The organism is Pseudoalteromonas sp. M8 (assembly GCF_018141365.1).
In the GTDB taxonomy this organism is placed as follows: Bacteria; Pseudomonadota; Gammaproteobacteria; order Enterobacterales; family Alteromonadaceae; genus Pseudoalteromonas.
Map to the genome: position 1 here is coordinate 1844613 of NZ_CP047240.1, position 25302 is coordinate 1869914.

The 25302-nt window shown below is 43.3% G+C and carries 19 protein-coding genes and 1 rRNA gene; 16 read left to right on the top strand and 4 right to left on the bottom strand.

The features are described from left to right. Positions 1 to 23 precede the first annotated feature (23 nt). Positions 24 to 137, top strand: a 5S ribosomal RNA gene (rrf, locus tag GSF13_RS13005). Positions 138 to 936: 799 nt separating this feature from the next. On the opposite strand, the gene GSF13_RS13010 is transcribed toward rrf, so the two are convergent. Further along, the gene (locus tag GSF13_RS13010) at positions 937 to 2475 is read right to left on the bottom strand and encodes an adenylyltransferase/cytidyltransferase family protein (RefSeq protein WP_211868638.1); all 1539 of its coding nucleotides are present in this window, start codon (positions 2473 to 2475) and stop codon (positions 937 to 939) included. 189 nt (positions 2476 to 2664) lie between these two features. On the opposite strand from GSF13_RS13010, the gene GSF13_RS13015 reads away from it, so the two are divergent. Next, positions 2665 to 3684: a tetratricopeptide repeat protein gene (locus tag GSF13_RS13015; protein ID WP_206473758.1), complete on the top strand. Its 1020-nt coding sequence runs from the start codon at positions 2665 to 2667 to the stop codon at positions 3682 to 3684. Positions 3685 to 3823: 139 nt separating this feature from the next. Here GSF13_RS13015 and GSF13_RS13020 read toward each other — a convergent pair whose 3' ends face one another. Then, positions 3824 to 4603, bottom strand: coding sequence for a nucleoside-binding protein (locus GSF13_RS13020; RefSeq protein WP_211868640.1), 780 nt, complete (start codon positions 4601 to 4603; stop codon positions 3824 to 3826). 73 nt (positions 4604 to 4676) lie between these two features. After that, positions 4677 to 5990, bottom strand: coding sequence for a Na+/H+ antiporter NhaC family protein (locus GSF13_RS13025; RefSeq protein ID WP_206473762.1), 1314 nt, complete (start codon positions 5988 to 5990; stop codon positions 4677 to 4679). Between the two features lie 435 nt (positions 5991 to 6425). On the opposite strand from GSF13_RS13025, the gene dapB reads away from it, so the two are divergent. The 8 genes from dapB to GSF13_RS13065 all read left to right on the top strand — a co-directional run bounded on the left by dapB (position 6426) and on the right by GSF13_RS13065 (position 17745). After that, a complete protein-coding gene (gene dapB / locus GSF13_RS13030; RefSeq protein ID WP_174169061.1) occupies positions 6426 to 7229 on the top strand; it encodes a 4-hydroxy-tetrahydrodipicolinate reductase in 804 nt (267 codons plus the stop codon). Between the two features lie 206 nt (positions 7230 to 7435). Continuing rightward, positions 7436 to 8572 carry a glutamine-hydrolyzing carbamoyl-phosphate synthase small subunit gene (gene carA, locus GSF13_RS13035; RefSeq protein ID WP_045962293.1) on the top strand — a complete coding sequence of 379 codons (1137 nt, stop codon included), beginning with the start codon at positions 7436 to 7438 and terminating at the stop codon, positions 8570 to 8572. Between the two features lie 16 nt (positions 8573 to 8588). Further along, the gene (gene carB / locus GSF13_RS13040; RefSeq protein WP_039495519.1) at positions 8589 to 11807 is read left to right on the top strand and encodes a carbamoyl-phosphate synthase large subunit; all 3219 of its coding nucleotides are present in this window, start codon (positions 8589 to 8591) and stop codon (positions 11805 to 11807) included. A gap of 46 nt (positions 11808 to 11853) precedes the next feature. Continuing rightward, a complete protein-coding gene (gene greA / locus GSF13_RS13045; protein WP_010377973.1) occupies positions 11854 to 12330 on the top strand; it encodes a transcription elongation factor GreA in 477 nt (158 codons plus the stop codon). A 156-nt stretch (positions 12331 to 12486) separates the two neighbouring features. After that, positions 12487 to 13083, top strand: coding sequence for a hypothetical protein (locus tag GSF13_RS13050; RefSeq protein WP_211868642.1), 597 nt, complete (start codon positions 12487 to 12489; stop codon positions 13081 to 13083). A 358-nt stretch (positions 13084 to 13441) separates the two neighbouring features. Beyond that, complete coding sequence (locus GSF13_RS13055) at positions 13442 to 13717, top strand: hypothetical protein (RefSeq protein ID WP_010604031.1); 276 nt, start codon at positions 13442 to 13444, stop codon at positions 13715 to 13717. Positions 13718 to 13968: 251 nt separating this feature from the next. After that, on the top strand, positions 13969 to 16767 hold the full coding sequence (locus GSF13_RS13060; RefSeq protein ID WP_211868644.1) for a collagenase: 2799 nt from the start codon (positions 13969 to 13971) through the stop codon (positions 16765 to 16767). A 225-nt stretch (positions 16768 to 16992) separates the two neighbouring features. Beyond that, the gene (locus GSF13_RS13065; protein WP_039495523.1) at positions 16993 to 17745 is read left to right on the top strand and encodes a transporter substrate-binding domain-containing protein; all 753 of its coding nucleotides are present in this window, start codon (positions 16993 to 16995) and stop codon (positions 17743 to 17745) included. 82 nt (positions 17746 to 17827) lie between these two features. On the opposite strand, the gene GSF13_RS13070 is transcribed toward GSF13_RS13065, so the two are convergent. Next, positions 17828 to 18268 carry a VOC family protein gene (locus GSF13_RS13070; RefSeq protein WP_010604034.1) on the bottom strand — a complete coding sequence of 147 codons (441 nt, stop codon included), beginning with the start codon at positions 18266 to 18268 and terminating at the stop codon, positions 17828 to 17830. Between the two features lie 179 nt (positions 18269 to 18447). Between GSF13_RS13070 and GSF13_RS13075 the strand changes: the two genes are divergently transcribed. The 6 genes from GSF13_RS13075 to ihfA all read left to right on the top strand — a co-directional run bounded on the left by GSF13_RS13075 (position 18448) and on the right by ihfA (position 25278). After that, complete coding sequence (locus tag GSF13_RS13075) at positions 18448 to 19620, top strand: sensor domain-containing diguanylate cyclase (RefSeq protein ID WP_211868646.1); 1173 nt, start codon at positions 18448 to 18450, stop codon at positions 19618 to 19620. A gap of 123 nt (positions 19621 to 19743) precedes the next feature. Beyond that, positions 19744 to 20805 (top strand): DUF2066 domain-containing protein, encoded by a 1062-nt coding sequence (locus GSF13_RS13080; RefSeq protein ID WP_010604036.1) that lies wholly within the window; start codon positions 19744 to 19746, stop codon positions 20803 to 20805. Position 20806: 1 nt separating this feature from the next. Then, complete coding sequence (gene hda / locus GSF13_RS13085; RefSeq protein ID WP_117332898.1) at positions 20807 to 21511, top strand: DnaA inactivator Hda; 705 nt, start codon at positions 20807 to 20809, stop codon at positions 21509 to 21511. An 83-nt stretch (positions 21512 to 21594) separates the two neighbouring features. Further along, positions 21595 to 22575, top strand: a complete 981-nt coding sequence (gene pheS, locus GSF13_RS13090; RefSeq protein ID WP_010604038.1) for a phenylalanine--tRNA ligase subunit alpha — start codon at positions 21595 to 21597, stop codon at positions 22573 to 22575. Between the two features lie 13 nt (positions 22576 to 22588). Then, positions 22589 to 24976, top strand: a complete 2388-nt coding sequence (gene pheT, locus GSF13_RS13095; protein WP_211868648.1) for a phenylalanine--tRNA ligase subunit beta — start codon at positions 22589 to 22591, stop codon at positions 24974 to 24976. 2 nt (positions 24977 to 24978) lie between these two features. Next, on the top strand, positions 24979 to 25278 hold the full coding sequence (ihfA, locus tag GSF13_RS13100; protein WP_010377997.1) for an integration host factor subunit alpha: 300 nt from the start codon (positions 24979 to 24981) through the stop codon (positions 25276 to 25278). The last annotated feature ends 24 nt before the right edge of the window (positions 25279 to 25302 follow it).

Sequence of the window (25302 nt, forward strand, 5' to 3'; positions counted from 1 at the left end):
GACTTCATTGATGAACAGAATTTCCTGGTGACTATAGCGTTTTGGACCCACCTGACCCCATGCCGAACTCAGAAGTGAAACAAAACAGCGTCGATGATAGTGTGGATTACCCATGTGAAAGTAGAACATCGCCAGGGCCAAATAAGAGAAACCCGTTGCAGCAATGCGACGGGTTTTTTGCTGTTTGGGGTAAAGTACTTCCATGTAGCATCTCCCCTTCGCGCGTCCTTGCGCTCACTTCCTCGAACTGCGAAGCGGTGCTTCGGTTTCTCGTCACCCAAACTCAGAAGTGAAACAAAACAGCCGAAGGGTCGGCCCCGGTCAATGATAGTGTGGATTACCCATGTGAAAGTAGAACATCGCCAGGGCCAAATAAGAGAAACCCGTTGCAGCAATGCGACGGGTTTTTTGCTGTTTGGGGTAAAGTACTTCCATGTAGCATCTCCCCTTCGCGCGTCCTTGCGCTCACTTCCTCGAACTGCGAAGCGGTGCTTCGGTTTCTCGTCACCCAAACTCAGAAGTGAAACAAAACAGCCGAAGGGTCGGCCCTGGTCAATGATAGTGTGGATCACCCATGTGACTCTCTATTTAAAAAATGAGAACATCCTACTTCGTAGCGAGCCAGGGCCAAATAAGAGGTTGATGAAAAGCGTTCATCCATGAACTTCATCGACATTCGAACATCCATGTACATCAAAACCCGTTGCAGAGATGCGACGGGTTTTTTTGTTGTTTGGGGTATAGAAAATCTCACAAGCCAATCAACACATCGCGAGGTGAACTCGCTCCCACCACAGTATCAGCACAGTAAAACATATAAGCACAGTGCAACATGGTGGAAGGCGGTTTACCCGCCGATGGCTTGCAATGAAGTTCCAGCAAAAAGCATGTACATTAAAACCCGTTTCAACACTCGCTCCCAGTAGATACACAGCGTTAACTCTCATTGAAGTTTTGTATTCTTTCTTTAATTTTAGTGCTAGAAACTCCTTGGGTATAAGGGATATAAACAACCTGAATATTTTGTGGTGCTAAAGCTGCTTCCAATGCCTGCCAGCGGGGTGTGTGTTGCCATTCATCACCGCAGATCACAAGGTTTACTCTTTGTTGTGCGATCCAGTGCGCTGCTCGCTCAGTATCAGCCATTGGTGCACCGACTAAAACCGCTTTATCTACGCATGCTAATGCCTTAATAATACTTAAGCGCTCGTCTTGATCCATTATTGGCGGTCGTCCCTTACTTTTTAACGCAAAAGCATCCGGTGCGACCCCAACAACTAAGTAGTCTCCGTGTGATTTCGCTAACGACAAATACGTTAGGTGACCAGGGTGAAGCAGATCAAAAAAACCAAGCGCTAAAACACGGCACGGCTGTTGTGATTTCATCTGCTTCTGTACGAACTGCATAAGATTTTTTAAAAGACTGTCATGAGGCTTGAACTTTAATAGCACCTTAAGCATGGCATGCATTTTTTTGAAGTTGCCTTTTTTCCACTCAGTGTAGAGGTGAGAGTAGGCATAACAGTAATATAAGTAGGAATCTTGCATAATATTTGGGGCGCAGACGATGGTATCAAAATTTGTGTCAGGTATTTTCCAATCCAGCCCATATAATGCTTGTAAGATTTGCTCTGGATACTGGGGATAACAAATTTCTCCAGCAGGTGAGCTGATGCTCACAACTTGAATAGCAGAGAAACGCGTCACTCTATTCCAAGTAAAAGGTACGTCTTGCATCCATAAACCTGATATTGTGTCCCCAGTGCTTTGCTCTGTGGCATAACCGCAAAGGTCAAGCACTAAGCCTGATTGGTGGCGAAAACATCGAGGGTTTATAAGTCCATAGGATTGCGCTTCTTCCTGCCAGCCAAGATGCTGTAAATGTTCGATTACGCTTTCCATGTGAGACCAGTCGATACCAATATCAACATCTTTATCATTTTCTAAGAGTTGACCTTCACGCTCTAACCCAAGCAAAGTACCAGCCGTAGGAAAAGCATAAAATCCCGCCTTTTTTAAGGATGACAATGTTTGTAGTAATAGGTGTAATGCGTTTTCAGGAGCTAGTTTAGTTGAGCTCGCGCTTTCATGTATTGGTACTTCGGATGATTGAACTGCTGCAATGTTTGTCAGTGCGTCATGCTGCAAGCGCCACCCTAGCGCTTGATAGAAGGTTTGAGCTGCGAGTGGTAGTTGTCTGTTTTGTTGATAACTGCGAGCGAGAATATAATAGCTATCTGGTACATCTGGGTGTTTATGCAGCAGTGCTTCAAGCTGTTCAATCCATTCACTCCCGGCTTGTCTACGCTGTGCCAATTGTGCGAGATATAAAATAACCTGCTGAGTAGGCTGTTGTTGATATAGTTGCTGAAATGCTTGCTCTGCTGCTTGGTCTTGGCCCGAAATAAAATACTCGATAGCCTGTGTCATCTTTTTATTAAGCTGTGACTGTGTAATTACTGTGTCTTTCTGCATCGATTAAATACCTTGTTGTGCTGCTTTTAGTTTTTGTAGTCACAGAGTCCATGTTTTGATAACCCAAATGGATTTGATGTGTTTAATGTGAAGTCGCTAGCAATTTTATACTGCTGCACGCTCAGGCATTTTGCCAACCAGCGGAAGCTTCACTATGATTACTTTAAATCAGGAAATCGGAGAGCGAAAGTGCTACCAATTTTAATTATAGTTTCTTCTCTGACAGTACTCGCCCCTGATGAATTGTTTAAGACATTGCAGGTTATTCAAGATTTAAACATCTCTAACCCAACACAAGCAACTCGAGTATATGAAGCAGCGTTACCCAAACTTCCAGAACAGCCTTCTAAAGGTATCTATGAGTTACATCGCGCCGGTTTAGAAGCTGCAATTAAAACAAACGATACGGTCAGAATTCGTGAAATAGTAGCGCTATTTTCCGACAATACTGAGTGGCTTGCGTATTTGCAGTCCGAAAAGGGGCAAATTGCAAATTACCTCGCGATTTATTATCGCCGGATCGGTAAGCCTACGCTTGCGCAAAAAAACTATGAATGTGCACTTAAGTACTCAACTCACGAGCAAAGGCCACTTATCGTTAATAATCTTGCCGTTTTATATCGAACAACAGGGCAGTTAGAAGAAGCAATCAATATTTTAGCGCCGACATTGTCTGAGGTGAAGGATGAACAACTGGAAGCGGCACTTAACAATAACTTAGCTAATGTTTATTTTGACATGAGTAAGTATCAGCATGCTGCAAGACTATATAGGCAAGCTTTCCTCTATCATCAAAAAGCAGAGCAAGCATACGAAGCGAGTTATACTGGGTTAAATTTATTAAATGTTTACCTGCTTGCCAATCAGTGGAAAAACTATAGGCGCTATATAAATACAGTGAAAACTCAGCTAAGTGCGGTAGAGGATAAAGAATTATCTATTGTGTTTACTTGGCAGGAGCTAATTTTTCAAAAAAGTAGAAATGGCATACAGCCAAAAGCAGATCAAGTTGAGTTTCTTATTTCGACTTTACCCATATTGCTCCAAAGTGATTACGGCAGCAATATGGAGAAATATGTTTATACATTACAGCTCCCAGAGTTGATTGCATCTTATAATGCGCTGTTATCTGAGCAGCAAAAAGTGGCCGCCAGTGTATCGACGAATGCGTCGCTATTGGAAGTTGCGCTATCTTGGTGTGAGCACTAATCCATCACAAAAAACTATTACCACAACACTGCTCTTTATACTTTGAATGGTAGATGTATCAGTTGGGAGCTGATAAATAATGAGTACCTTTGACTCAACCATCACAGAGTAAAATCAAAGGTCAAAAGCGAGTTCAGAGTTAGAAAGTCCACGCTAGGTGTAGCTGGGGAACAGATTCATTGGTATCTGTGCCAAGTTTGTTACGCCAATATTGCCATTCAACACCTAACATTAACTGGTTGTCAGGCATACCTACCGCGTTGCCTAGATCCCATTGTAGAATTGGCTGCGCGAGCAGCCAGCCTTTTACGTCATTACCCAACTCGTTCTCTCGCTTGCCAATATATTCTACGTGACCTGTGAGATAGAACTTTTGCTCGCCAATTGTAAAGGGGTAACCCCATGCGAGATCTATCATCCAACTATCACTTTCTTTAGGCGCACCGCCATGACTAATACCTTGGCTATCGTCTTGATAAAGTGTGAATGTAGAAGAGAAAAAATTGAACCCGTCAAAATTCCAATTTACTTTGACACCAGGCAAGTATTTCATCACCTTAGCGTCTCCGGCTGCATTGAAACCCATCGTTAAGCTAACGTCAGCTATGGCGTCGAAAGAAGACTTAAAGCCAGCAACCTTTGACATCGACAAGCTTGAATACCACTCTCCATAAAAGTCACCATCTTGGTAACCATCACGAAGGTTATCTTTGCTGTAATCGATAAAGAAGAAATTATCGCCGTAGCGATATCCAGACGCATGTTGTAATGAGTAAACCGTTGCCGTTGCTTCGTTTCTGCTAAACGGGTTTTTGAAATCACCATGGTTTATATGTAGTTGCGTTGTACTCCAATCAGCAGCGTAACTAAATGTGCTAAAAGCGAGTGAGGAGGAAATGATGAGCGTGTTGATTTTCATTTATAAATTCGGATAGCGTTAAAAATGAAAGTATAACAAAAGCGCCCAAAGTTGGGCGCTTAAACCGAATAAATTATGCTTTATTTCTTCTTAGGCAGATAACGCTAATGGCGGTGAAAGCTAAAATGAAACAGTAATAAGAAGAACTAGATACGTCCCAAGGGCTGATTTTAAACGTGGCTCCGAGTAACAGTGCCTGTGCACCATAGGGTAAAGAGCCTTGCATAACACAAGCAAAAATATCTAGTAAGCTTGCCGAACGCTTAGCTGAGATCTTTCCATCTTCAGCCAGTTTTTTAGCAACGGGGCCAGCAACTATGATACTTACCGTGTTATTTGCGATACACAAGTTACTTGTTAACACGAGTGCAGCAATACCGAGTTGATCAGCTACTTGACGGTGCCATTTCGCGATAATGCTGGTAATTTTTTGGATTTGTTTGGCTAAAAAATCTAGGCCGCCATTGATACGAATAAATTCAGATAAGCCACCAATGAACATCGATAGCAAGAAAATCTCCTGCATATCACTAAAGCCTTTATAGATATCGTTTAAGAACGCAGCGCCTTGATAGTCACCGGCAAAACCCATACAGCCGGCAAAAACGATACCACTAAAGAGCACCACAAAAACATTGATACCAATCACCGCCAAGACCAAAATAAATGCGTATGGTAAAACTAATAACCAATCAAACGGCTTGGTTTCTACAATCTGCGGCTCTGGGGTTAAAAACACCAAGAGTAAAACAGTCAGCAGTGCAGCTGGTAGGGCTATTTTTAGATTCTCTCTAAATTTATCTTTCATTTCACAGCCTTGCGTTCGCGTTGCTGCAATTGTGGTATCAGAAATAATGGATAAGTTATCGCCAAACATTGCGCCCGAAACGATGGTACCAGCCATAAGTGCTGGATCAATTCCGGTTTTCATCGCGACGGCAACAGCAATAGGTCCAATTGCACCAATTGTGCCCATGGAGGTTCCCATTGCGGTAGAGACGACAGCAGAAATAAGGAACAAGCCGGGTAATAAAAATGCCGGAGGAATAAGCGATAAACCGGCGTTAACCACAGCGTCAACACCGCCAGTGGCACTTGCAACCGCAGAAAAAGCACCTGCTAATAAATAGATGAGGCACATGGTGATAATATTGCTGTGTCCTGCGCCTTGAATAAAAGTTTCGACGCTGCGGTTGATAGTATCTTTATTAAGTAAAAAAGCGAGAACGATGGCTGGTAAAATCGCAACAGGAGCCTTTAATTGATAAAACGCATAGTCAACGCCTTGCGATTGCAAATACAATCCTGCGCCAAGAAAAATTCCTACAAAGGTCAACAGCGGCAATAATGATAGTTTTGCCTTTGTTTGATTGTAATTTGGTTGCATAGCACTCCTCAACAATAAAGCACAGCCAATAGCCAGCTGTAAAACCGCACAACACACCTAATACCAATTGTATTAATTCTCCAACCAATTTGAAGGGTGAATTAGCATATTAGCGTCGTTAAAAATTTCTCATTTAGAACAACTAAATAGCAAAATTTTTGCCTAGCTACTAAAGCTATTTCTCCGCTTCAAAATAGCCCATTTACTTAATGCAATTGGTATAAGGTGAAAATCTCTCAACTTCAATAGGTGAGCGATCGCGGCAGTTTATATGTTTAGACGTCTAAAGTCTAATGTTTTATTATTTTCAACTTAACTGACTATGACACACAGATACGGTAAACTCTACTCCCGCAAAAACACATTTCTATTATCCGGTTAGCCATCGTTGCTGCCTTGTGGATAATCAACATCGCAAATAAAAAAGGGTAACGTATGACAAGAATAGGTATTTACGGTGCGAATGGCAGAATGGGGTTAGCATTGATTGAAGCCTGTTATTTGTCACAACGAGTAGAGCTGGCCAACGCTTTTGTACGAGATAATTCACAATATCTTGATAAAGCAGTTAATCAATTGCAGCCTCAAGCAGACGCAAATATCTGTTTTAGCTCTGAGCAAAGTAAGCTTGAAAATGTTGACGTATTAATAGACTTCACTTTGCCAGAGGGCATGAAGCAGCATTTATCAGCTGCAATTGCCGCTAAAAAACCGATGGTGATCGGTACGACTGGACTGACAGCAAGTGAAATGGCGCTGTTGGTGGAGGCCGCAAAAGATATCCCAATTGTGTTTTCTCGCAACTATAGCGTTGGTATTAACCTGCTACTTAACTTAGTACAAACAGCCGCACAAAAGCTGGCTGACGACATGGATATTGAAATTTTCGAAGCACACCATCGCAACAAAATCGACGCGCCCTCAGGTACTGCGCTCGCTATCGGAGAGGCGATTGCAGAAGCAAAAGGCTGGCAACATGATGAGGTTGCGGTTTACGACCGAAGTCAGAGCCATGAAGCGAAATCTCAACAAGAAATCGGTTATTCGGTCCTTAGAGCGGGAGATATAGTAGGTGAACATACAGCTTACTTCTCGACAATGGGGGAAAGGCTTGAATTAACACATAAAGCAGCGTCGAGATTGACCTTTGCATCAGGTGCTGTAAGGGCTGCGCAGTGGCTAAAAGATAAACCAGCAGGCCTTTATGATATGCAAGATGTGCTAGATTTAAAGAAGTAAGTATAACATTTTGAGGCTTTAAAGCAAAAAAAGAGTTTAATGGCTTATTTTTATAATTTTTGTGATTTGTATTAGACGAAAAGGCATTCATGCTGTAGACTATAACGAATTTGCCAAAATTTTAATAACTGCGTGTTACCAAGCGCTTTGTAGACGGGATGTTGAGCGTTTTGCTTTCGCCCGTTTTTTACTATTAGGAGGTTAACTTGACTAAATCCGCTCTGTTAGTCCTTGAAGACGGCACGGTGTTTCGCGGTACTGCTATCGGTGCTGACGGTATGTCAGTCGGTGAGGTGGTATTCAATACGTCAATGACGGGGTATCAAGAGATCTTAACGGATCCTTCATACGCGGAACAAATCGTTACGCTTACTTACCCACATATCGGCAACACCGGTACTAACAGCGAAGATGAGGAAGCGGACAAGATCTGGGCAAAAGGCCTAGTGATCCGTGACTTACCACTGCTTGCGAGTAATTTCCGTAACGAACAATCATTGAGTGATTACTTGAAAGAACGCAATATCTTAGGGATCGCAGATATTGATACTCGTAAACTAACTCGCATTTTACGTGATAAAGGCGCCCAAAATGGCTGTATTATCGCAGGTGAGGAAGTAGACGAGCAAAAAGCGCTAGAAGCGGCGCAAGCATTCCCTGGCTTGAAAGGGATGGATTTAGCAAAAGTAGTAACAACAGAATCTCAGTTTGAATGGCGTGAATCAAGCTGGACTCTAGGCGAGGGCTTTAAAACGCTTTCTGCTGAAGAAGAAAAATTCCATGTTGTTGCGTACGATTTTGGTGTAAAAAAGAACATTCTTAGAATGTTAGTTGATAGAGGCTGTAAGTTAACCGTTGTTCCAGCAGAAACCTCCGCTGCTGACGTACTTGCATTAAACCCTGATGGTATCTTCCTATCAAATGGCCCTGGCGACCCTGAGCCATGTACTTATGCCATTGAAGCAATCAAAGCATTTTTAGAAACAGATACACCTATTTTTGGTATTTGTTTAGGCCATCAATTATTAGCACTCGCTTCTGGTGCGAAAACAGTAAAAATGAAGTTTGGTCACCATGGTGGTAACCACCCGGTTAAAGACTTAGATCGTGATGTCGTGATGATCACTGCACAAAACCACGGTTTTGCTGCTGATGAAGCAACGCTTCCTGATACGCTACGTGCAACGCACAAGTCACTGTTCGATGGCACACTGCAAGGTATTCACCGTACTGATAAGCCAGCGTTTAGCTTCCAAGGTCACCCTGAAGCAAGTCCTGGTCCACATGATGCGGCACCGCTATTCGACCATTTCATTGAATTAATGCAATCTCGCAACGCTTAATTAGACCGGAGTAATAATGCCAAAACGTACCGACATAAAAAGCATTCTGATTTTGGGCGCAGGCCCAATCGTTATCGGCCAAGCATGTGAATTCGATTACTCTGGTGCTCAGGCCTGTAAAGCGCTTAGAGAAGAAGGCTATAGAGTTATTCTTGTAAACTCTAACCCTGCGACTATCATGACTGATCCTGAAATGGCGGATGCAACTTACATCGAGCCTATTCACTGGGAGGTGGTAGAAAAGATCATCGAAAAAGAAAAGCCTGATGCGGTGCTGCCTACTATGGGTGGCCAAACAGCTCTTAACTGTGCGCTAGACCTAGATAAGCACGGTGTGCTTGCTAAACATGGCGTTGAGCTAATTGGTGCGACTGCAGATGCAATCGATAAAGCGGAAAACCGCGAGCGTTTTGACGCGGCGATGAAAAATATTGGCTTAGAATGTCCTCGTGCTGAAATTGCACACTCAATGGATGAAGCGCACGATATCTTAACTCGTATCGGGTTCCCATGTATTATTCGTCCTTCATTCACGATGGGCGGCACCGGTGGTGGTGTTGCGTATAACATGGAAGAGTTTGACGAGATTTGTACTCGTGGTCTTGACCTATCACCAACAAATGAGCTGCTTATCGATGAAAGCCTATTAGGCTGGAAAGAATATGAGATGGAAGTGGTTCGTGATAAAAACGACAACTGTATCATCGTATGTTCAATCGAAAACTTCGACCCAATGGGCGTACACACTGGTGACTCAATCACAGTTGCACCAGCACAAACGCTAACGGATAAAGAATATCAAATCATGCGTAACGCCTCGATGGCGGTACTTCGTGAAATTGGTGTTGAAACTGGTGGTTCAAACGTTCAGTTTGGTGTAAATCCTGTTGATGGCCGTATGGTTATCATCGAGATGAACCCGCGTGTATCGCGTTCTTCTGCACTTGCGTCAAAAGCAACGGGATTCCCGATCGCTAAAATCGCTGCCAAGCTTGCCGTAGGTTATACGCTTGATGAGCTTCAAAACGACATCACAGGTGGTGCAACTCCAGCATCATTTGAGCCGTCAATCGACTACGTAGTGACTAAGATCCCTCGTTTTAACTTCGAAAAATTCGCAGGCTCAAACGACCGTCTAACTACGCAAATGAAGTCGGTTGGTGAGGTAATGGCAATTGGTCGTAACCAACAAGAATCATTACAAAAAGCACTACGAGGCCTAGAAGTGGGTGCAACGGGTCTGAACCCAATCGTTGCACTAGACGCGCCAAACGCAAAAGAAACGATCATCCGTGAATTACGCGAGCCAGGTGCTGAGCGTATTTGGTACATTGCTGATGCGATGCGTCACGGTATGTCTGTTGAAGAGGTATTTGAACTCACTAAAGTTGACCCTTGGTACCTAGTTCAAATCGAAGACATCTTAAAAGATGAAGCGACAATCGCTGAAGTGGGCATGGCAGGTCTAAACAAAGACTTCCTGCGCCGCTTGAAGCGTAAAGGTTTCTCAGATGCTCGCATTGCCGAAATCGCAGGCGTATCAGAAAAAGAAATTCGCAAGAAGCGTCACCAGCTTGAAATTCTGCCAGTTTACAAGCGCGTAGACACATGTGCTGCAGAGTTTAGCTCAGACACCGCTTACATGTACTCAACGTATGATGAAGAATGTGAAGCGAATCCTTCTGACAAAGACAAAATCATGGTTATCGGTGGCGGTCCTAACCGTATCGGTCAAGGTATCGAATTCGATTACTGCTGTGTACACGCAGCCCTTGCGATGCGTGAAGATGGCTATGAAACTATCATGGTTAACTGTAACCCAGAGACAGTTTCAACAGACTACGATACGTCTGACCGCTTATTCTTCGAGCCAATTACACTTGAAGACGTGCTAGAAATTGTCCGTGTTGAAAAGCCAAAAGGTGTGATCGTTCAGTACGGTGGTCAAACTCCACTTAAATTGGCCCGAGATCTTGAAGCGAATGGTGTACCAGTAATTGGTACTTCTCCTGACGCTATCGACCGCGCAGAAGACCGTGAGCGCTTCCAACAGCTTGTAGAGCGTCTAAACCTACTACAACCAGAAAACGCAACAGTAACGTCACTAGAAGAAGCGGTTGCTAAATCACAAGAAATTGGCTTCCCACTGGTTGTTCGTCCATCATACGTACTTGGTGGTCGTGCAATGGAAATCGTGTACGATGAAGACGACTTACGTCGCTACATGACAGAAGCGGTGTCTGTTTCTAATGAAGCTCCAGTACTACTTGACCGTTTCTTAGATGATGCAATTGAAGTAGACGTAGATGCTATCTGTGACGGTGAGAACGTTATCATCGGCGGTATTATGGAACACATCGAGCAGGCGGGTGTTCACTCGGGTGACTCGGCTTGTTCATTACCAGCACACACACTGCCGCAAGATATTCAAGACGTGATGCGTAAGCAAGTCCGTGATATGGCGCTGGAGCTAGGTGTTGTTGGCCTGATGAATACCCAGTTCGCGGTGAAAGATGGTCAAGTTTACCTGATTGAAGTTAACCCGCGCGCTGCTCGTACAGTACCATTTGTTTCAAAAGCAACAGGCGTTGCACTTGCAAAGGTTGCTGCACGTTGTATGGTTGGCCAGTCTCTTGAAAGCCAAGGTGTAACGAAGGAAGTTATCCCTCCATATTACAGTGTAAAAGAAGTGGTATTGCCATTCGCTAAGTTCCCAGGTGTTGACCCAATGCGTGGTCCAGAGATGCGCTCGACGGGTGAAGTGATGGGGGTTGGTGAAAACTTCGCCGAAGCATTCGCAAAAGCCCAATTAGGTGCATCAAACACTTTACCACGTGGCGGCCGCGCGCTACTATCTGTGCGTAATGGTGATAAGGCACGCGTAGTTGAACTAGCTAAGACAATGAAAGCAATTGGTTTTGAGTTAGATGCAACGAATGGTACGGCGAAAGCGCTTGAAGAAGCGGGTATTGAAGTACGTCGCGTAAACAAAGTATTCGAAGGCCGTCCTCATATTCTTGACCGTATCAAGAATGGTGAGTACAGCTATATCGTTAATACTACCGAAGGTCGCCAAGCTATTGAGGACTCGAAGGTGTTACGTCGTGGTGCACTTCAGCATAAGACTAACTACACCACTACGCTAAATGCAGCGTTTGCAAACTGTACAGCGAATGAAGCTGACGACAGAAGTTCTGTAAACTCTGTTCAAGAACTACACCAGCGTTTGAACTAAAAAGAACAAAGCCAGAGCGTCAGCTCTGGCAATGAGTGAGATACTTATGCAATCAATTCCGATGACAGTACGAGGCGAAGAATTGCTTCGTGATGAACTGAATCATTTAAAAAAAGTTGTTCGCCCGAAAATCGTTGCAGATATTGCAGAAGCGCGTGAACACGGTGACTTAAAAGAAAACGCTGAATACCATGCTGCACGTGAGCAGCAAGGTTTTTGTGAAGGCCGAATTCAAGAAATTGAAGCTAAGCTTTCAACAGCACAGATCATCGACGTGACTAAAATGCAGAACAATGGCAAGGTTATTTTTGGTAGTACTGTGACTATTGTTAATGTAGATACAGACAAAGAAGTAACTTATCGTATCGTTGGTGACGACGAGGCCGATCTTAAGAACAACTTGATTTCTGTTAATTCACCGATTGCGCGTGGATTAATCGGTAAAGAACTAGATGATACAGTGAATATTCAAACGCCGAACGGCGCTGTTGAATATGAAATCATCGAAGTTGAATACAAGTAATCCTTTCTTTTAAAGCCCGCACCCGCGGGCTTTTTACTATAACAATCATTTCTACTTTTGCTGCTGTAATGTCGTGTAATTGCCATTTCTCTATATTCTTATAGCTTTGTGTGATGCCTGTATATTTTTTGGTACAAACAATTTGAGGAGAAAAGGATGTCATTTGAAGTCGATCAATTCAAAACAGAAGGGTTTGAATTGTTTATATCGAGTTGGAAATCTAAGTTGGCAGGCGCTGGCGCGCAGGACCTCTCCCTGAATCAACATTGTTTTTGGCGTATCATGCGTAGTCGCTGTGCGATTGACCTTAGTAAGCAGAGTGAGCTTTTGCAAGGTGTGAGCTTAGCAAGGTACGATACCTATCTTATTCTTACTGCTTTGTTGTATACCAATAGCTTATATGCAAGTTCTGATTTAATCATTGGCTATAATCTACCAGATCACTTCTTTACCAATAATAGTTCTGAAGCTCGACAAAACCTCTCTCGTGAGTTACTTGATTCGCTCAAGCTCACTCAGCCCTTGTTCTTAGTTGATGAATATTTTGAAAATTTTGAGTTCAATACGATTGCTTATGACAAGCTCAATGAGGCTAATCCCGTTTGGCACGATATAAGCAGCGAATTAGGCACTTTACCCAGCTTAGTAAATACCACCCGCTCAGAGCACCAGCTTTCCTTAAACCTATTACACTTTGTACCGAAGCTTTTCTCTGGTAAGCAGCTTGCCGAGCAAATAAATTATTTAATCTGAGCTTCGAATAATTAATGCCTTTCTAGCAGCTAGTTTTAGCGCTAACTGCGTTGAATTCACTGCCAATAGCCAGCTATTGGTGCGTAAATTCGCCTGGTTATCCCTAAAACTCTCTGGCTAGATTAGGAAATAATTTGATGTAGTTAAAAAACAATGAGTTGGCTCATTCCTTATCCAAACCTCAGGTTATTTAGCTGAGATAGCGTAGGGGTCATACACATCTGACATAGTTTGAAACGAATTTGATTTAGACTTTTAGTGCGAGCTTGTTACACTCGGATTGTTCCCAAAACCAATCAGGCACCGGTTCATAAATGATATGTGCGTATGAGCCGGTATCTTTATCAGGAGAATAACCATGAGTTTATTAAAAAGCGCATTGTTTAAGACGTTGAAAAATAAGTCTACTCAGCAAGTCGCTTCAGTGGTATTGGATAAGGCCATGAAGCAGGGAAAAGAATACCTAGATTCAAGAAACACCAGCTGTGGTAACGATACAGATGAGTTGCTGTTAGGGTTACAGCATTTATTAGCACAAAAACCAAATGACGGTGTTTATTCAATCACGCTATCCACTTATCGAGTGAGAGTAAAAATCACTTCTGGCGCTATTTCCCATATTGATAAGATCTAATTTATTCCACTCACTATAAATTTTTATTCCTTCTTTTCGTCAATTGGTTGGACTTTTAATCATAAAGATCAACCAATTGGGTGTATGTATAAGCTACGACCTTCCCTTTGGATATCCGTTTTTAAGATTATGATGGCTTTTCCGTCGAGCCACTATTCCATAAAGTTATATAAAATATATTGTATACATTGTAATTTTAGTGTTAAAAACCTATAACCCAATCGGGTTTGGATACACAACAGGAAAGGTAAATGATGAAAATTACAAAACTCACTTTGGCGTTATCAGCGCTTACAGCGATGAATTCAGCCAACGCACATCAAGAATCACAGCGACTCTTTAAGCCGCTCGATGCATCGGTTCAAGTGGAAACGAACATTTCCCATGGTCATGAGCACAAAGATTTGCATGATAGAGCACCCGTTGCACATACACCAACAAGGAGTATGCCGCTATTATCTGCTAAACACACGCCATTATTGCAAGCGCTGGCAGTGGGCCAAAGTGAAGCGATTGCTGCATGTGATTTAAATAGCTTAGCAAGTGCGAGCAGTAGCCAAATTGTTACTGAAATAAAGCAACAGGGTACGAGCTGTATCAATGCTTTGTTCTCCGCTGACAGCAGCATCCAAACACAAGTATTCACTTCAGATAAAATGTACGCTGCGGCGCAAAATGCCAAGTCGCTTTCGCAAAGCTATTCAGGCAACGGCAGTGCCGACCTCGAAGCGCTTTATTTATTTATTCGCGCTGGCTTTTATGTTGAGTTTTACAATGATCAGGTGACTTTCGCTACTTGGGTTAAGCCTGCGGTGAAAGATGCATTGGATGCTTTTGTTAGCAATAGCCATTTCTACGACGACAATGATGCCCATGGTAAAGTACTCGGTGAGGCTATTACTACAATGGATTCATCTGAACTACAAGGGCACTATCTGCCAGTTGTAAAAGCATGGCTATCTAAATGGAATGAAAGCTACGCTCAAAAGTGGAATATGCGCAGTGCGGTAAACGGCATTTTCACTATCTTATATCGTGGTCAGTGGAATGATAACTTTGTCGCTTTGATTAAAAACGATCAACAATTGGTGAGTTTACTAGGGAGTTTCACCGCACAAACTTGGATGGTAAATTCAGACTCTGAATACCTAATCATCAATGCTGCGAGCGAATTGGCTCGACTTAAATTATACAATGGTGCAGCTATTCAAGAGTCAGTCGACACGCAATTAACCGCTTTATTCTCGCGTTATAACAGTTATGGTTTTGGCGATGGTGTCTGGTTAGCTGCGGCTGATGTCGCGACCTATTATGCTGATTGTGGCCAGTTTGGTATTTGTAATTTTGATAAAGAACTTGAGACCAAAGTACTTTCTCAACAACATAGTTGTAGCGATACAATAAAGATTAGAGCACAAGCGCTCACCGCTCAGCAATTGACTTCAGCGTGTCAAACCATGGAAGCGGAAGAAGGACGATTCCACACCATGCTGGAAACTGGCCGCTTACCGGTTGCCGATGATAACAATGATTTTCTACAAGTGAATATCTTTAATAGCAGTGCAGACTATAAAAAATATGCCAAAGCCATTTTTAAAATCAGCACCGACAACGGTGGTATGTATTTAGAGGGTAATCCTAGCGATGTGAATAACGTTGCTAATTTTGTTGCATACGAGGCCAGTTATGCAAAGCCGGATCATTACATCTGGAACTTAGAGCATGAATACGTACATTATCTTGATGGGCGTTTTGATCTTTATGGTGACTTTAATGCTCCGACTAAGCCTATCGTTTGGTGGAGTGAAGGGGTGGCTGAGTACATTGCAAACCTCAATGATAATCAAGCCGCAATAGATACAATCAAAGATGGCTCAGTATATACGCTAGCCGAAATATTCAGTACGACGTATGACGGTTTTGACCAAGATAGAATTTACCGTTGGGGTTATTTAGGGGTGAGATTCCTGTATGAAAAACACTTTGATGAAGTGCTCGCAATGCGACAGGAAACGCGACAAGCAAATTGGAATGCGTACCAAGCCCGTATGGACCGCCTCGCATCACAGTATCAATCAGAGTTTGTTCAATGGTGCAACGAGCTTGCTGCTGGTGGTCAGAATAACGCACCTACTTCAGTGATTAATGGCCCATACTCTGGTGACGTTAATCAAGCGATACTATTTTCAAGCCAAGGTAGTATCGACCCTGATGGTGATGCACTCACTTATCTGTGGCGTTTTGGTGATGGTAGCCAAAGTAATGAAGCCAATCCTACGCACAGTTATGTGCAAGCAGGCGAGTATCAAATTAGCTTAACGGTGAGCGATCCTAGCGGTTTGAATCACACTAGTAATACAGTGGCTACTGTAAGCGCAACGACTTCAAACAAACTACAGTCTGGCGTACCTGTCACGGTTGCGGGCGAGCAAGATGAACAAGTTGCATTTTCAATTGATGTCGCTGCTGGCACTGATAAATTAGTCATCAGCACGTCAGGAGGTACAGGTGATGCCGATCTTTACCTTAAGTTGGGCTCGGCGCCAACGTTCAGCGAGTATGATTGCAGACCATATCAATCCGGTAACGAAGAGGTATGTGAAATTACTACACCTGCCGCTGGCACCTATTACATTATGCTGCATGGTTATAATCGCTTTGAAAATGTGCAGTTGTTAGGAGAAATCGTAACAAATTCAACAATAGAGGACGTATGTCAGTCGCAGGGTAGTGTCTCTAATGGTAGATTAGCAGCGGATGAAACAATTTGCCTTGGAAGCCAAGAGCCGATGTGGTTTAGCCTTGAGAATGTAAGTGGTCAACAATCTGTGGTGATCAAAACAGCTCATGGTAGTGGTGATCTTGGGCTTGAATACAGCAATGCAGGATGGCCAAATGGTACTAATGTGGATGCAAGCTCGTTCAATCAAGGTAACCAAGAGTGCATTGAGATAAGTGCGCAATCTGAATATTGGGGATACTTGAAAGTGTCAGGCGCACCAATGGGGGCAGCGCTGAAAGTGTCTTATAACAAAGATGGTTGTCAGTAATTGCCTAATACTAAGGCAGACATAATGAAAGTAATAAAACGGGTGATAGAGATCACAGTTATTACTTGTTCATAATTTGTTTTTGTTATATTTTTGTAAAATAAGGGGCCTTTGGTCCCTTTGCTCATTTAAAAACATGTGAAAGGAATTAACCGATATGCCGAGAAGGAGCTAGGCTGTAGTTTTAGACTGTATTAAAAGTTTAGGTTAGACACGAGGCACTCAGTGTTAAAAAAGTACTTTATTGCCATTTCCACTTGGTTAATGGTGGCCTTTTCAGTGACAGCCGCTGAAACCCAAATTCTCTACGTATATCATCACAAGCCGCCCTATATTATTGATCTAGAATCGCAAAAAGGTCTTTATTTTGATTTAGCAAAACTGATTAATGCCGTGCAAAAAGAGCTGCAGGTAGAAGTACGTTTTGTACCACGTAAACGCTTAGATAAGCAGCTTGAGCAGCAAACACTCAAAGGATTTATTTTAGGGGTAAACCCAGCTTGGTTTGATGACCGCAAAAAACAAAAGTATTTGTGGAGCGGCCCGTTAATGTATGACACGGACGAATTCGTCTCGCATGTAGAGCAACCGTTTGAGTATTATCACCCTAGCTCATTGTACGGTAATCAAGTTGGCGCCATTGCTGGGTACTACTATCGCCACTTGGACCAAGGAGTGGAGCAAGCCAATATCCAGCGAGTGAACGTAAATTCCGAAGAAGCACTATTGGAGATGATCCTCAAAAGGCGGGTGAGCATTGCCATTGTCAGTCGCTCTACGACAGAATATCTTATTGCTAAAAATGGTTGGAAGCGAGTGTTCCACTTTTCTCAAAATCCCCATGAAACCTATTTTAGAGCAATATTGGCGCCTAAAGATTCAGCATCGGATTTTGAGGCGCTACAACAGGTGTTAGATTCCAAGCCTTTCAAAAAGCAACTGGTGAAATTGCTTAAAAGCTACCATCTTGCTTATTGAAGTAAGGGGGAAAAGGAGCGGTAGTTATTCTGATTCCAGGTTAGATACATCGCTCCGGTGCTTTAGTGATTATCAGCAATTATTACCAACTACCCGTGTTTTCCATTGACTGCCAAGGCTCAGCTGGAGGCAATGCATCACCTTGTTGGAGTAATTCGATAGAAATGCCATCTGGAGATTTAACAAATGCCATGTGACCACAGCGCGGTGGTCGGTTGATCACCACACCGGCATCTTGCAGCTTTTGGCAAAGTGCATAAATGTTTTCTACGGCGAAGGCCAAGTGGCCAAAATTACGACCACCAGTGTATTCTTCCGGATCCCAGTTATAGGTAAGTTCGATAGTAGGAGAAAAGCTTTGCTGCGCCTGCTCAACTTGATCAGGGGCGGCGAGATAAATTAAACTAAAACGGCCTTGTTCACTGTCATAACGTTTCACTTCAACGAGACCTAAGAGGTCGCAATAAAACTTCATTGATTCATCAAGATCACGTACTCGTACCATAGTATGTAAGTATTTCATTATGTATTCCGTTTAGACTCTAGTCAGCAAATTTTAAAGTGTTACACATCAGATTGAAAGGTCAACAGACCTCTAGCATCTAGATGAGCGGATAAAAAAGTAATTGATTTCTGGTAATTTTTAGCACTGCTAGTTAAGCTTTTGTGAGATTGAGAATTAACGATTCAAAAGGGCGCTCAATGATGGCAGAACTTCCTGAAGTAATAGATAGCATGACAGATATCGTTTCGTGTTTAAACACCAGCGAATCTTTGGAGCACTTCTTGTTGAATGTGCACTGTATTGTGCAAAAAATTACTTACGCGGACAATTTCTATGTGGTTTTGCAAAGACAAGATGGCGAGTTTGAATTTCCCTACTTCCATGACGTCAAAGACAGAATTTCGCTCGAGGAATTAAATAGTCTAACTAGTACAGAAATAGACAAAACGCTTACTAGTTATGCGCTGCGCTCTGACAGTGTAAAGAACTATTCTGAGCACGCTTTGATGGCACTGACAGAGAAAGGGGTTATTGAAATGTTAGGCAGTTTCCCCAAGCAATGGTTGTGCTTTCCGCTAATCAATCGCGACAAGCATTTAGGCGCGTTTGTGATCCAATCCTACCGTCGTAGCGATGAATACTCAGAAGCCATGGTGGATTTATTGTATACCGTTAGTCATGTTATTGCGTCTGCGATGGATGCATTTGCAAACCAGCAAGCACTCATTGAAGCGAATACAGCCCTTAGAACCCATGAGCTTGAATTGGAAGCAATGGTAGAAAAACGCACCCATGAACTTAGTGTGAGTTTAGAAGAATTAAGAACAGAGGTCGAAAAGCGCAAATCACTTCAAGAAAAGCTAGAGTTTGACGCCTACCACGATAACCTTACGCAATTGGCGAATCGAAAATACCTATTTAACGAGCTGAATAAAATGTCTGCTCGCTCGATGCGACAGCCAGTAAATGTGTATTTAGGGTATCTCGATTTAGATAACTTCAAGCCGATTAATGATAATCACGGCCATCATAGTGGTGACGAGGTTTTGGTACATGTAGCAAGACGTCTACAAGAAGCGTTACGAGAGTATGATTTTGTTTGTCGTATTGGTGGAGATGAGTTTGTCTTTGTGATTAATGAAAAAATTGCCAGAGACTTGCTTGAAAGCTTAGCAAATCGCCTTTTGAGTGTGATAAATGAAGATATCTTGCTTACCAATGGTGAGTTGGTCAATGTTGGGTGTAGCATCGGCATGGCGGTTTCTGAGGGCGTGGAGTTCAGTGCGGAATCGTTATTAAAAGTAGCGGATCAAGCGCTTTATGAGTCGAAAGGAAAGGGCAAGAATCAGGTCTCATTTAGCTTTAAATAACACTGAATATAAGATTAATATTTTGTTATTTATCATGTTTTTATAAAATTTCATGATATTGCTCGTTGCCCTTTGCTTTAAGCAGATGATTGATTTAGGATCAGGCTTTATAGTCAGAAAAACATGGACATTATGATCATCAGGCTGATCCTTATTGCACTGTTTTGTTTTGCTATGACGGCAAAAGCAGTAGAAGTTCAAAATTTATATGAAGCCTCGCTGAGTGTTAGCGACAAATCTCGCGCAACGCGAGCGCAAGCGAGCCAACAGGCATTATTAAAAGTGTTGCAAAAGCTCACAGGTAAAGCCGATGATTTTTCTCACCCTTCTATCCAAGCGAGCCTTAAACGCATCTCAGATTACATGCTGAGATATGAATATTATGATCGACAAGGCGTAACCAAAATAAAGGTGGAGTTTGAGCCTGGTAAGGTCGAAGATCTAGTCAGAGAAGCCGGCTTACCGCTTTGGGGCAACCGCCGTCCTATGGTCGCGATTTGGATGGTGATCGAAGATAACTTCCGCCGAGAGTTTGTTACGCAAGAAAGCTACCCTCAGCTCGAACGCTTGATTTATGACACTGCGGACGAGTGGGGCGTGCCGGTCGTTGTTCCTCTGATGGATCTTGAAGATCGCAGTAATGTGAGTATCGCAGAGGTGTGGGGAAACTTTTCTAACGAAGTAGAAGATGCGTCATTGCGTTATGAGGCGGAGCGCGTTATCACCGCCCGTTTGTTTCAGCCGCCCCATACAAATTCTTGGCAGCTAGACTGGCGCTACACTGACGCTGAATATTTTGAGCCTGAGCAATATGTCGGTGACAAACAGCAAGTTATTATTGATATGGTGAATCAGCTATCTAGCACTTTAGCTCAGAAATATGTTATTGACCCTAATCTCACTTTTGAAGCCCATCGAACTGAAATTGTGGTTGAGCAATTACGGTCATTTAGGGATGTAGAAATGGCGAAGCGTCGTTTGCTATCTATGAGTACTGTAGTGGATGTCGATGTGATCTACCGTGCGAAAACAGCAGTGAAGTTTGCGATTGAACATACCTCTAGCGTATCAGACTTGCGTAAAACGATTGCATTGGAGCAAAGCTTTAAGGCGTACGAAGACCCGAGAGCCTATTATCAAATCGCAGACGATAACAACCTTAAATACAATTGGGTGGATAAATAGGATGGAATCGCCACGTCAAATGGCGTTGCCAGTGACGCTGCCTGATGACGAAACCTTTGCCTCTTATTTTGGCGGTGAAGCGTCATTGGAAGTAAGCCACTTAAAAAATGGCCTTGCCCGTCGTTTAACCGGGTTTCAGTACACTTACTTGTGTGGATTGGCAGACTCCGGCAAGTCGCACTTGCTTTATGCCACGTGCATTGAAGCGCAAGAGCTTGGACTCTCGACTATTTTATTGTCGATGCGAGAAGTGTTGGATTTTGGTCCGTTAGTGTTAGATGGGCTCGATGCATTGGATGTAGTTTGTATAGACGATGTGCATTTGGTTGCAGGAGATGAAGCGTGGGAAAAAGCCTTATTTAACTTTTTCAATCGCTTTAATGAAAAAGGCAAATGCCTTGTGGTTACTGCCGATCTGTTGCCCAACATGCTGAATTTGTCACTGCCAGACTTAGAATCGCGTCTAACCTGGGGAACGACCTTTCAGATCCGCTCGATGAGTGATGATGATAAAGCCGAAGCCTTAGTAAAAAGAGCACACATGCGAGGCCTTGAACTCTCCGATGAATGTGCGCGATTTTTACTCACGAGATTGAGTCGTGATATGCGCGCGTTACTTGATGTATTGGATAAACTCGATCACGCATCCATGGCTGCGCAAAGAAAGTTAACAATTCCTTTTATAAAAGCCACTTTAAAGCTGTAACAGGGCTAGAATATCGCCTTGCAATTCAGTTATCATAAGAGATTAAATAACAGCAAATTACCTCAGCAAAGATCAGGTAGACAATGAATTTAGAAAATATTTTAGCGCAAGCGCTTGAAGCCGTTGAGCAGGCAAGCGAAATTGCGCACCTTGAGGAAGTTAGAGTTAACTACCTTGGTAAAAAAGGTGAGATCACAGGTCTTCTTAAAACGCTAGGCAAACTAGCACCAGAAGAGCGTAAAGATGCAGGTCAAGTGATTAACCAAGCTAAGACCCAAGTACAAGATGCGATTACGGTAAAACGTGAAGCGTTAGCCAATGCAGCACTTGAGCAGAAGCTAGCAGCTGAGACGATTGATGTGACGTTGCCGGGTCGTACAATGCCAGCTGGTGGCCTTCACCCAGTTACTCGCACCATTGAGCGTATTGAGCAGTTTTTTGGTGAGCTAGGATTTGCTGTTAAATCTGGCCCAGAGGTTGAAGATGACTTTCATAACTTTGACGCGCTAAATATTCCAGAGCACCACCCAGCGCGTGCCGATCATGATACTTTCTATTTCAATCCTAAATTGGTACTACGTACACAAACCAGTGGCGTTCAGATCCGTACTATGGAAGCTGAGCAGCCGCCTTTGCGAATTATCTCGCCAGGTCGTGTATACCGTAACGATTACGATCAAACACATACGCCAATGTTCCACCAAGTTGAAGGCTTGATGGTCGACACTAACGTAAGCTTTACAGAACTTAAAGGGATTTTGCACGATTTCCTACGCAACTTCTTTGAAGAAGATATGGAAATTCGCTTCCGTCCTTCATACTTCCCGTTTACAGAACCTTCAGCTGAGGTGGACGTAAAAGGTAAAAATGGTAAATGGCTTGAAGTACTAGGCTGCGGCATGGTGCACCCGAACGTACTGCGCTCGGTAGGCATTGACCCTGAAAAATACACTGGTTTCGCCTTTGGTATGGGGGTTGAGCGTTTGACGATGTTACGTTATGGCGTAACTGACTTAAGAGCTTTCTTCGAAAACGACTTAAAATTCCTAAACCAATTCAGATAAGAGCGACAAAAGTATGAAATTCAGTGAAAAGTGGTTACGCGAGTGGGTCAATCCAGCAATTGATACTGATGCGCTATCTGAGCAATTATCAATGGCTGGTTTAGAAGTTGATGGTGTAGACCCAGTTGCCGGTGACTTCCAAGGTGTGGTTATCGGTGAAGTGGTTGAATGTGGTCAACACCCAGATGCTGACAAACTTAGAGTAACAAAAGTAAACATAGGCGAAGACGAACTACTAGATATTGTCTGTGGTGCCGCTAACTGCCGTGCGGGTTTAAAAGTAGCGGTTGCTAAAGTGGGCGCAACGCTTCCAGGCGATTTCAAAATTAAGAAAGCTAAACTTCGCGGTCAACCGTCTCATGGTATGCTGTGTGCGTTTGAAGAGCTTGGCATGGCGGAAAGTTCAGACGGTATTTTAGAACTCCCAATGGATGCCCCAATCGGTCAAGATATTCGTGAATACTTCGGCTTGAACGATGTAACGATTGATGTTGATTTAACGGCTAACCGTAGCGACTGTTTAGGGATCAAAGGTCTTGCTCGTGAAGTTGGAGTACTAAACAGCATCGACGTAACAGAAGTTGCTATCACGCCAGTTACGCCAACGATTGATGATAAAATCTCTATTGAATTGGTAAACAGCGAAGCATGTCCACGCTACTTAGGCCGTGTGATCAAGGGCGTTAATGTTAAAGCAGAGACCCCGTTTTGGATGGTAGAGAAACTACGCCGCTGCGGTGTACGCTCAATTGATCCAGTTGTTGATGTTACGAACTACGTATTACTTGAGCTAGGTCACCCTATGCACGCGTTCGATTTAAGCCAAATCGAAGGTGGAATTAAAGTACGTAATGCCTTTGAGAATGAAGAGCTAGTATTGTTAGACGGCAACACGGCGAAGCTTAATCCATCAACACTTCTGATTGCTGATGATAATAAAGCACTTGCGATGGCAGGTATCTTCGGTGGTGAACAGTCAGGTGTTAGTGACGAGACAAAAGACATCTTGTTAGAAAGCGCGTTCTTTGCACCGCTTGCGATTGCAGGTCAGGCACGTAGCTACGGTTTGCATACCGATGCATCGCACCGTTATGAGCGTGGTGTAGACCCGGTACTGCAGCGTGATGCGATGGAAAGAGCAACAGGCTTGCTACTTGAAATCGTTGGCGGTGAAGCCGGACCGGTTGTTGAAGCTGTGTCAGAAGCGGATTTACCAAAAGAGCGTCAAGTGACTTTACGCCGTGAGCGTTTAGACCGCGTGATCGGTTATCATATCGAAGATGCTAAAGTATCAGACATCTTAACACGTCTGGGCTTAGCAGTAACATTTGCAGGCAGCCAGTGGCAAGCTCAAGTACCAAGCTATCGCTTTGACATTAGTATCGAAGAAGACTTAATTGAAGAAGTTGCGCGCGTATTCGGTTACAACAATATTCCAAATGTGGCACCAACTGCTGCGTTAAAGATGACAGATCATCAAGAAGCACGTTTGCCTGTAGCGCGCTTTAGAGATGAGTTAGTAAGCCGTGGTTATCAAGAAGCCATCACATATAGCTTCGTTGATCCAAAAGCACAACAGCAGCTACACCCAGAAGCAGATGCATTAATTCTTCCGCACCCAATTTCGGTTGAAATGTCTGCAATGCGTGTAAGCCTGATGACAGGCTTGATCAATGCGGTTTCTTATAATCAAAATCGTCAACAATCGCGTATTCGCTTATTCGAAACGGGCCTTAAGTTCATCAAAGACGACAACGCGGAAAACGGCGTACGTCAAACCGCTGTGATCGGTGGTATCGCGTATGGTAATACGCATAACGAACATTGGTCAGTGCCTTCACGTAAAGTGGATTTCTTTGATGTGAAAGGCGATGTAGAAGCATTACTAGCGCTTTGTAACGATAAAGCACGCTTTAGCTTTAAAGCGGAAGTGAGCGATGGTTTGCACCCTGGTCAATCTGCTGCAATTTATGCAGACGGTAAAAAGGTTGGTTTCATCGGTGCAGTACACCCTCAGCTATTAAAGCCGTTAGAACTTAAAGATACGCCATATGTATTTGAAATCGACATGGCTGCTTTAGAAAATCGCCTGCTTCCAGAAGCGGTTAGTATCTCGAAATTCCCATCAAATAGAAGAGATATTGCTATTTTAGTTGCAGATGACGTAAAAATAGGCGATATTTTAGAGTGCATTGAGAAAGTTGGCGGAAATCAATTAGTTGACCTAAACTTATTCGATGTGTACAAAGGGCAAGGGGTTGAACCTGATCATAAGAGTTTAGCCATTGCTCTAACATTACAAGCGGTTGATAGAACGCTCGAAGAGAAAGACATCAACGCGGTTGTAGAAAACGTGGTGGCCGAACTGGCCAAACAATTCAATGCATCGTTGAGGGACTAGATATGGCGCTTACTAAAGCCGACATAGCTGAACACCTATTTGAAAAACTGGGGATCAATAAGAAAGATGCCAAAGACTTAGTTGAAGCGTTTTTTGAAGAAATCCGCTCAGCGCTAGAAAACGGCGAGCAAGTAAAGCTCTCTGGGTTTGGTAACTTTGACCTTCGCGACAAGAAGGAACGCCCAGGTAGGAACCCAAAAACTGGGGAAGATATTCCTATCTCTGCGCGACGCGTGGTAACTTTTAGGCCTGGCCAAAAGTTAAAAACCCGTGTTGAGGTCGGCACAAGCAAAAACTTGTAATATAAGAAAGCCTTGGTGGTGAAA